A 9186-nucleotide genomic window follows, 5' to 3' on the forward strand; every position below is an offset into this window, starting at 1 on the left:
TCTTATCTCAAAGTTAAGGACTAATGGGGCTTACACACTTTTTTAGGACAGTATCGGTAACTTTTTCAGAATTCTTTTTGGCCTCTGTTTGCACGAGTATCGTTGTTGTTTCTGATTCGGGGAGGGAATAAAATGAAGAGTCCTGACTTTCAGTGTGTCAAGTCAGGATTCTTTGTTTATTGTTTTGTCAGAAGATGTTGTTTGTTATGTCGTCAAAGGGCATTGCTCTTTGTCTTGTCAGGGGGCGTTTGCGGTATCCTCAAAAGGCTTTATTTCTTCTCCTCTCAGAAGGTCTTGCCCCTTGTTTTGATAGGGGGCGGTTTCCTCAAAGGACCTTATTTCTTGCTTTTTCACAAGGCATTGTTCCTTGTGCTGTCAGGAGACCTTGTTTGTTGTGTCGTCAAAGGGCATAGCTCCTTGTGTCGTCAGAAGGCTTTTATGTTTCAAAGGTTTGTTTACGAGTTGTGGGTGAGGTACCATTCGTACAGGCGGGCTATGCCTTCGTGTATCTCTACTGTGTGGTACCAGCCGAGAGAGTGGAGTTTGGAGACATCCGTGAGTTTTCGCATTGTGCCGTCAGGCTTATCCGAGTCGAAGAGTATCTCCCCCCCGTAACCCACCGTTTCACGGATGAGCAGGGCCAGTTCACGTATGGATATTTCCTTTCCCGTACCTATGTTGATGTGGCAGTTGCGTATCTCCTTGGAGTCGGAGCAGGTGTCCTTGAAGTCTACATGCTCCATGACGAAGACAGACGCGTCCGCCATGTCTTCGCTCCACAAGAACTCCCTCAACGGTTTTCCCGATCCCCACAGCGTGACGCTTTGTGCCGATATGCCGTACCGTGAGAGTAGGGAGACGATCACCTTTTCCTCCGCCGTGCCATCTATGCCCTCTACCGGGCGGTTCATGAGATCTTTGCGCACCGCAGTCATGTCCCCACGGAGAAGACACTGTGCCAGGTGTATCTTGCGTATCATTGCCGGTAGGACGTGGCTACGCTCGAGATCAAAGTTGTCATTAGGCCCGTACAGATTGGTAGGCATTACGGCGACGAAGTTGGTACCATATTGTATGTTGAAGCTTTCGCAGAGCTTCAGCCCTGCGATCTTTGCTATGGCATAAGGTTCGTTGGTGTATTCCAAAGGTGCAGTGAGGAGTTCATCCTCCCTTATCGGTTGACGTGCATCACGAGGATAGATGCATGTACTCCCGAGGAAAAGCAACTTCTTGACTCCGTGCCGGAAGCTCTCCCCTATGACATTTTGTTGGATCTGCAGGTTGTTGAAGATAAAGTCCGCCCTGTACACATTGTTCGCCATGATGCCACCCACATGTGCCGCAGCGAGGATGACATACTCCGGGCGTTCGGCATCGAAAAAGTCCCTCACCGCAACTGCATCCATCAGATCAAGCTCCGCATGAGTTCTCCCTATGAGGTTGGTATAACCTTTGCTCTCAAGGTTGTGCCATATCGCAGAGCCGACAAGCCCACGATGTCCGGCGACATATATCTTAGCTCCCTTATCCATGATCAGAGGCGATGAGAACGGTGGTGCTTGACGTACTCCATGTCTCCCTCTACCATGAGGCGCACGAGTTCGTCAAAAGAAGTCTTTGAGGGATTCCATCCGAGGAGGGTCTTTGCCTTTGAAGGATCTCCGAGGAGCGTCTCCACCTCACTGGGTCGGAAGTATTTCGGATCTACCTCTACGATGACCTTACCGGTGGCTGTATCTATACCTTTTTCATCCACTCCTTCACCCTCCCAGCGCAAGTCTATACCCGCTATGGCAAAGGCTTTGGTGCAAAACTCCCGTACCGAGTGTTGCTGTCCCGTCGCGATCACGAAGTCTTCGGGGCGCTCGTGCTGTAGCATCAGCCACATGCACTCCACATAGTCCCGGGCATATCCCCAGTCTCTCAAGGCATTGAGGTTGCCGAGGTAGAGTTTGTCCTGCAGACCGCTTGCTATACGAGCTACCGCAAGGGTGATCTTGCGGGTCACGAAGGTCTCACCTCTGCGTTCACTCTCGTGATTGAAGAGGATACCATTGACGGCAAACATCCCATAGCTCTCCCTATAATTCTTTGTGATCCAAAAGGCATACTGTTTGGCCACTGCGTATGGCGAACAAGGGTGAAACGGTGTCGTCTCGCTCTGAGGGATCTCCTCGACTTTGCCATAAAGTTCCGAAGTCGATGCCTGATAGATCTTTGTCTCATGCTCCAAGCCCAGGATACGCACCGCTTCGAGGAGTCGGAGTGTGCCCACGGCATCCACTTCGGCAGTGTATTCAGGGACTTCAAAACTCACTTTCACGTGGCTTTGAGCTGCAAGGTTGTATATCTCTTGAGGGCGAATCTGTTGGATGATGCGTATGAGAGAAGAACTGTCGGTCATGTCTCCGTAGTGGAGGTTGATGAGCCTTTTCTGCTTCATGTCTCTCACCCACTCATCGAGATAGAGGTGCTCGATACGCCCGGTGTTGAACGACGACGAACGCCTGATGATACCATGTACTTCGTACCCTTTTTCGAGAAGGAATTCCGCCAAGTACGAACCATCCTGCCCCGTAATACCGGTGATTAAAGCCTTTTTCTGCATAAAGAATTGGTCATTAGCTTGTTTATGATACAAATGTACGTTTTTCTGCCGACAGTGCCCGGTGTCGATGCTCTCGAAGACATGAGATTCGTTTGTGCAAATCGGATAGCAAAGATAACAGGAAGTAACATTCTTAACTGACAAGATCAAATAAAAAGAGAAGGCTGCCCGATATGTGAAGGTCGCCCTGCTCTTATGCTATTGTATTTTATCTCTGTTTTTTGATATGTTCGCTACTGAGAGGAAGACGTGAGGAGATAAAAACACGAAGTTGAGAAGTAGTTACGAATGAAGGGAATGGATCCGATGATCTTATTGAGTTTGAGCGCGGGAAATCCAAATTTTTCCTTGTAGTGAGGATTGACGAACCATAGAGTACGGTCCAATACTTCATACTTTTGGTTTTTACATAGTCTTTCAAAATGTTCTATTGTCATTTTGGATCGTTTTATGCTCATAAGTTCGTTAATACAGGCCTCATTTTCTCCGAAGAAACTCAGATACTTTTTGTAAGCTTTCATCGGAAGAAGATGTGTAAATGGAGTGATTGAGCATACCTTGCTATGGCATATCTGCTGATGTCCCCCAAATGGCATTTGCCATGCAGGAAAAGCAATAAAAATAACACCGTCAGTTTTTACAAACTTTTTTATATGTTGGGTAAATTGTTCTTTGTCAGCAGCCTCGATATGTTCGATCACATCGTGCATGAGAATGACATCGTACTTTTCTTCATCTTTGACAGGCGCAGGAAGATTGAGAAAGTTTACACAACAAAACTCTCCTTCAAGGTTTACTTCTCTAAAAAACTCTGTTGCTTGTCGGATTCTAACTTCAGAGATGTCGAGGCCCGTGACTTTGCATCCCATTTGAGCAAATGGCACGAGATTTCCGCCCTCTCCACAACCAATCTCGAGTATCGAAGTCTCGCCGGTTATGTCCTTATAGGATTTGATATAATCGATGTAATAATTTCTCGAGGTGTTTGCAAGCTCTTCAAAATATCTTCTTCTGTCCGAATGTCTATGTTGCATGGTCTTATTATATGTGGATTATGGTCTCGTGGTGATGTGGAAACACGCTTGTTTGACTTCGTGTTTGATATAGCACCTGCCATCTTTTTTGAGTTCGGCAAGGACGATGGCGAGGATGTGTTTGAGTTCGTCCGAGGAGAGGGTGCGCTCATCTCTCTTATCCGCCTTTTTGTATCTGCTCCAAGATATATCGAATGTCGTACCATACAGATGGGTGCTGTTGTCCGTCGCATTGCCGTTACCGTGCTGTAAGGACTTGATATCCATTCGGGTGCGGGTGACGCTTGTCACGATAGGGAGATACTTGGGGAGATCTTTGTCGCGGAGTATCTGTGTAAACCGTTTGCCTATCTCATAGAGCAGGGTGCGGGCTTCGGGGACGAGGTAGGGGACGGAGTGCTTGAGAGGATCGACGTGTATGTCGCCATTGCTGTGTACTTCTTTCAGTTTGCCGAGTACCTTGTCGAGCCCTTCGCGAGACTCGAGGGGCGAGATGCCGATGCGTCGTGCGGCCTCGAGTTGCAGGTCGTTGAGGTCGTTGAAGTCCCTTGCGAAGCTCCCTTGATAGCGGACACCGCTACGTACCATTGTGGTGAGCGGGTCCGAGTCTCTGCTTTCGGGGATCGTGAGATACCCTCTCAGCCACAACACCCCGATGAGGGTGACGAGTACAAGGGGTATGATGTATCTGGTAAATAGAGGCATGAGGCTGACAATCCTCTCTGCCTGTGCAGTCTCTACGTCATTGGTTTCAGTATTTTGCCCGATATCCATTTGCGCTAACTTTTGCTACAAATATAGGACAAAAAAATATATCTTTGTGCAGATAACGTGAGTGCGATCCGGGGTAGGGCAGAGGACGAGTCAGCCTCTGTGTCCGGGCAAGGTAAAGAAGGTGCGAAATCAACGTGTCTAACTTGATGACAAAGGTTGTCTAACTTGATGATGAAGGTTGTCTAACCTTTTTTCCGACCTTCCGGAGTCTCATGATCGGCTCGCACTCGTAGAAGAATAAATATACCGTTTACCGCAATGGAAACAAAGACAATAAAAGGCATGGGATCGGCTCTCATCACGCCCTTCAAGGAAGATGACAGTGTGGACGATGTCAAACTTGAGGAACTTACCGAGTTGCAGATTTCCGGAGGGGCAGACTTCATCGTCGCCATAGGTACGACAGCAGAGTCTCCCACGCTTACCATAGAAGAGCAGGACAATATCATCAAGATCATAAAGGCGGTCAATAAGGGGCGCATCCCTCTCGTCGTAGGTGTGTGTGGCAATGGTACAAACAAGATCATACATCGTATAAAGACGATGGACAAAGAGGGTATAGATGCTCTGCTCTGCGTCTGTCCGTACTACAACAAGCCTACTCAGGAAGGACTCTATCGCCACTTCAAGGCTGTATCCGAGGCAAGCCCCCTGCCCATCATCCTATACAACATCCCGGCTCGTGCTGCGGTCAATATGCTCCCCGAGACTACGCTCCGTATCGCTCGTGAGTGTCGCAACATCATCGGGATCAAGGAGGCTTCGGGGATCGTCTCTCAGATAGACATGATCATCAAGCAGCGTGATCCCGACTTCATCGTGCTCAGTGGTGACGATACGATCACTTATCCGCTCATCGCGATGGGTGCCGATGGTGTGATCTCGGTGATAGGCAATGCTTTCCCTGAGAGGTTCAGTACCATGGTGCGTCTCGCCCGACAGGGTGATATGGCTGCGGCATTGCCGATACACCACTTGTTCAAAGAGCTATATCCGCTCCTCTTTGTCGAGGGCAATCCATCGGGGATCAAGACGGCAATGAAGCACATGGGCATCATCAACGGGCGTCTGCGTCTGCCTCTCATCCCTATGACCGATGAGGGCAGTGCCAAGATGGCTGATGCACTCCGTGTCATCATGGAACAACTTTCGCGCTGACACATACGCACAAAATATTAGGTTATCAAAATAAATCAATCACAACACTTAGTTTTCAAAGACTATGCAACACAACAACATCAAGATGAGGCTCACCGTGATGAACTTCCTCCAGTTCGCAACATGGGGAGCATGGCTTATTTCTCTCGGAGGATATATGGCAGTGGCGCTCCATGCCGACGGGGCGCAGATCGGTGCTGTCTATGCGTTGATGGGTATCGCTTCACTTTTCATGCCGGGGATCATCGGTATCGTAGCTGACCGTTGGGTCAATGCCGAACGCCTCCTCGGTATCCTTCACCTCGTTGCCGGAGGTATCTTGATCGCTGTCGCCAATACGACAGACTACACTTCGTTTTATACCCTTATGTTGTTCTTGTGTATGTGTTATATGCCGACGCTGGCATTGACCTATACCATCGCATACTCTGCCCTCAACAATGCCAAGCTCGACATTGTCAAGACGTTCCCTCCTATTCGTGTGTGGGGTACTGTGGGCTTCATCCTTGCGATGTGGATCGTAGACCTCACAGGGTCAGGCCGTAGCGAGATGCAGTTTTATATCTCTGCAGCTTTTGCTATCGCTTTGGGTATCTACAGCTTCACTCTACCTGCTTGTCCGCCCAACAGAAGCACCGGCTCGGAGAAAAAGAGTCTCCTCGCTACTCTCGGACTTGATGCCTTTGTGCTCTTCAAGAGTCAGAAGATGGCGGTATTCTTCATCTTCTCCATCCTCCTTGGGGCTTGCTTGCAGATCACCAATGCTTTCGGCAATCCATTCCTCGATAGTTTCAAGGCCGACTATGCAGACAGCTTGGCCGTAAGGTTCCCCAACATCCTGCTGTCGCTCTCTCAGATCTCCGAGACCTTGTTTATCCTCGCTATTCCGTTTTTCCTCGGTCGATTCGGTATCAAGAACGTCATGCTCATCAGTATGCTCGCGTGGATGTTCCGTTTCGGCTTCTTCGGTATCGGCAATCCCGGCGATGGATTTATCTTCCTCATCCTCTCGATGATCGTTTACGGCATGGCTTTTGACTTCTTCAACATCTCCGGATCGATATTTGTGGATCGTGAGGTAGATCCCAAGATACGAGCTTCGGCACAAGGGCTCTTCATCATCATGACCAACGGTATAGGAGCTATCATCGGCAGCTTTGCCAGTGGCCGGATCGTCAAGCACTTCACGCATGACGGAGTGACCGACTGGCAGACAGTGTGGTACATCCTTGCCACCTATGCTTTTGTCATCATGGTGTTGTTTGCCATCCTCTTCCGCTATAAGGAGGAGACTAAGGGCGATCCTAAGCTCACAAAGATCAACCACTAAAAAACGACAATACGACAATGAGACAGCTGAAAGATACAGAGATAGCAGCTCTCAAAAAGAACGGCTGCTACTCCAAGGACTGGTCGCTTGTCACGGTACATGAGGATTTCGATCCCGATACTTGTTTTTACTCCACATTTATCGGTAAGTGTACGATAGGAGACCTCTCGGGATATAGAGACAACGAGCTCGGTATCCCCCTTCCCAACGGTATACGTCACGCCCTCATCCATGAGTGCAATATCGGAAATCATGTGCGCATAGACCATGTCCATGACTGTATCTCTCGCTACGATATCGGAGACAACACGACGATAAGCAATACGTGTACCCTTGCGATGAGAGGACAGTCTACCTTCGGTAACGGGACTGTCGTCTCGGTACTCGACGAGACCGGAGGTATAGAGGTCAAGATATGTGATCTACTCACGGCACATACGGCCTACCTCGCGGCGTTCATGGGACATGACAAGGTCTTGAAAAAGGCGCTTTGCAAGCTCTTTAGCGACTATACGGAGACTTTGCGCAGTGATCGGGGTACTGTGGGTGAAAACACATCCATAAAGAATGCCGGGACGATCATCAACGCCCGTATAGCCCCACATACCGTCATCGAGGGGGCAACTCTCCTCAGAGACTGTAGTCTCAACAGTACACCCGAGCAACCGGTGTACATCGGGCAAAATGTCATGGCGGAGCACTTCATCGCTTCTTCCGGAGCAAGGATATCCGGTGGTTCTGTCATCCACTATTGTTTTGTGGGTCAATCCACGAAGATAGACAGGCTTTTCTCTGCCGAGCATTCCCTCTTCTTTGCCAACTGTCAGTGCGAAAACGGGGAATCTTGTGCAGTCTTTGCAGGCCCTTATACCGTCACGATGCACAAGAGTAGTCTCCTCATCGCAGGGCACTACTCATTCCTCAATGCGGGTAGTGGTTCGAACCAAAGCAACCATCTCTACAAGCTCGGTCCCATGCACTTCGGTGTTGTCGAAAGAGGCTCCAAGACCACAAGCGACTCCTATGTTCTCTGGCCTTCGCGTATCGCGCCCTTCAGTCTCATCATGGGACGCCATGTGCATCACGTGGATACTTCGGACTTCCCCTTCTCTTATGTCATAGAGAACGACAACGAGTCCTACCTCGTGCCGGGTGCCAACCTCCGCAGTATAGGGACGATCCGAGATGCAAAGAAGTGGCCACAAAGGGATCGCCGTCATCCCAATGACAGGATGGATTGTATCAACTTCAATCTCCTCAGCCCTTTCTCTATCGGGAAGATGGAGAGGGGATACAACCGTCTCAAGGAGCTGAGGGCCTTCATCGGTCATCACGGTAAGACGTACATCTACAATAATATCAACATACGTTCGACGTCGCTCGAGCATGGTCTGAGGACTTATGACCTTGGGATCAAGAAGTTTATAGGTAACTCTGTCATCCAGCAGATGGAGGGTTGCGAACTCACGACAGAGGAGAGCTTGCGCAACTGCCTGAAGCCTGCAAATACGGAGAGTGCCGGTGAGTGGCTCGATATCTCGGGACTCATAGCGCCCAAGACTGCGATAGACAAGATCACCGACCGTATCAAGTCGGGCGAACTCTCAGATCTCTATTCGATCAACGATGCATTCCATGCCCTTCATAAGTCTTACTATGATCTGGAGTGGGAGTGGTCATACCATCTCATGTGTCGTTGGTATGGGATCCAAAAACACGAAGACATCGACTCTGCCCTCATCACACGCATCGTGACCGAATGGATGGATGCTGTCGTCACTATTGACAAATACCTCCACACGGATGCTTACAAGGAGCATGAGATCGTGGGGCGCATCAGCTTTGCCAACCAGCGCTACGCAGATATAGATGAGAAGATGGAGGCGATAGCCAACAATCCTATCGTCCTCGAGGTGACTCAACACATAGAGAAAAAGCGTGCTCTCGGAGAGCAGACGCTTCTCCGTCTCTCAAAGATCAAAGGCTGAAACAGCCTTATCATCATTTGCCGAAACAGCCTCGCCGATAGTCTGAATCCTATCAGGTGGGGCTGTTTTGTTAACGGCAACTCGATAAAGGATACATCAACAAATATCCTCCGCTCTGTATTTGATACTCCTGTATCGTTCGTTATGATTGAAAAAGTCGAACTGTTTATACCTTCAATGGCAATGAAAACTGACGATAACAGACTCGAACGAGTGGGCCATACATTATCTGTGACCACACGGTAGTGTCCGAAAAAGTGTGTAAGGTTAGTTCTCCCTTTTTCCCCTGGGGCA

7 protein-coding genes are annotated in these 9186 nt (G+C 49.2%); 3 read left to right on the top strand and 4 right to left on the bottom strand.

From position 1 onward, the window contains the following. Positions 1 to 455: 455 nt before the first annotated feature. The 4 genes from Q4A14_RS08270 to Q4A14_RS08285 form a co-directional block, all read right to left on the bottom strand. A complete protein-coding gene (locus Q4A14_RS08270; protein ID WP_303171354.1) occupies positions 456 to 1532 on the bottom strand; it encodes a GDP-L-fucose synthase in 1077 nt (358 codons plus the stop codon). A 2-nt stretch (positions 1533 to 1534) separates the two neighbouring features. Beyond that, positions 1535 to 2608, bottom strand: coding sequence for a GDP-mannose 4,6-dehydratase (gmd, locus tag Q4A14_RS08275; RefSeq protein WP_303171356.1), 1074 nt, complete (start codon positions 2606 to 2608; stop codon positions 1535 to 1537). Between the two features lie 233 nt (positions 2609 to 2841). Further along, entirely contained in the window at positions 2842 to 3642 is an 801-nt protein-coding gene (locus Q4A14_RS08280) for a bifunctional 2-polyprenyl-6-hydroxyphenol methylase/3-demethylubiquinol 3-O-methyltransferase UbiG (RefSeq protein ID WP_303171357.1), read from the bottom strand. Positions 3643 to 3660: 18 nt separating this feature from the next. Continuing rightward, positions 3661 to 4416 carry a DUF5715 family protein gene (locus Q4A14_RS08285; protein ID WP_303171359.1) on the bottom strand — a complete coding sequence of 252 codons (756 nt, stop codon included), beginning with the start codon at positions 4414 to 4416 and terminating at the stop codon, positions 3661 to 3663. Positions 4417 to 4674: 258 nt separating this feature from the next. Here Q4A14_RS08285 and dapA point away from each other — a divergent pair, with 258 nt between their 5' ends. From dapA to Q4A14_RS08300, 3 genes are all read left to right on the top strand, one after another. Continuing rightward, positions 4675 to 5574: a 4-hydroxy-tetrahydrodipicolinate synthase gene (gene dapA / locus Q4A14_RS08290; RefSeq protein ID WP_303171361.1), complete on the top strand. Its 900-nt coding sequence runs from the start codon at positions 4675 to 4677 to the stop codon at positions 5572 to 5574. A gap of 64 nt (positions 5575 to 5638) precedes the next feature. Continuing rightward, positions 5639 to 6904, top strand: coding sequence for a nucleoside permease (locus Q4A14_RS08295; RefSeq protein ID WP_303171362.1), 1266 nt, complete (start codon positions 5639 to 5641; stop codon positions 6902 to 6904). Between the two features lie 17 nt (positions 6905 to 6921). Beyond that, positions 6922 to 8892, top strand: coding sequence for a DUF4954 family protein (locus Q4A14_RS08300; protein WP_303171364.1), 1971 nt, complete (start codon positions 6922 to 6924; stop codon positions 8890 to 8892). Positions 8893 to 9186: the final 294 nt, after the last annotated feature.

The organism is Porphyromonas sp., assembly GCF_030529325.1.
Lineage (GTDB): Bacteria > Bacteroidota > Bacteroidia > Bacteroidales > Porphyromonadaceae > Porphyromonas_A.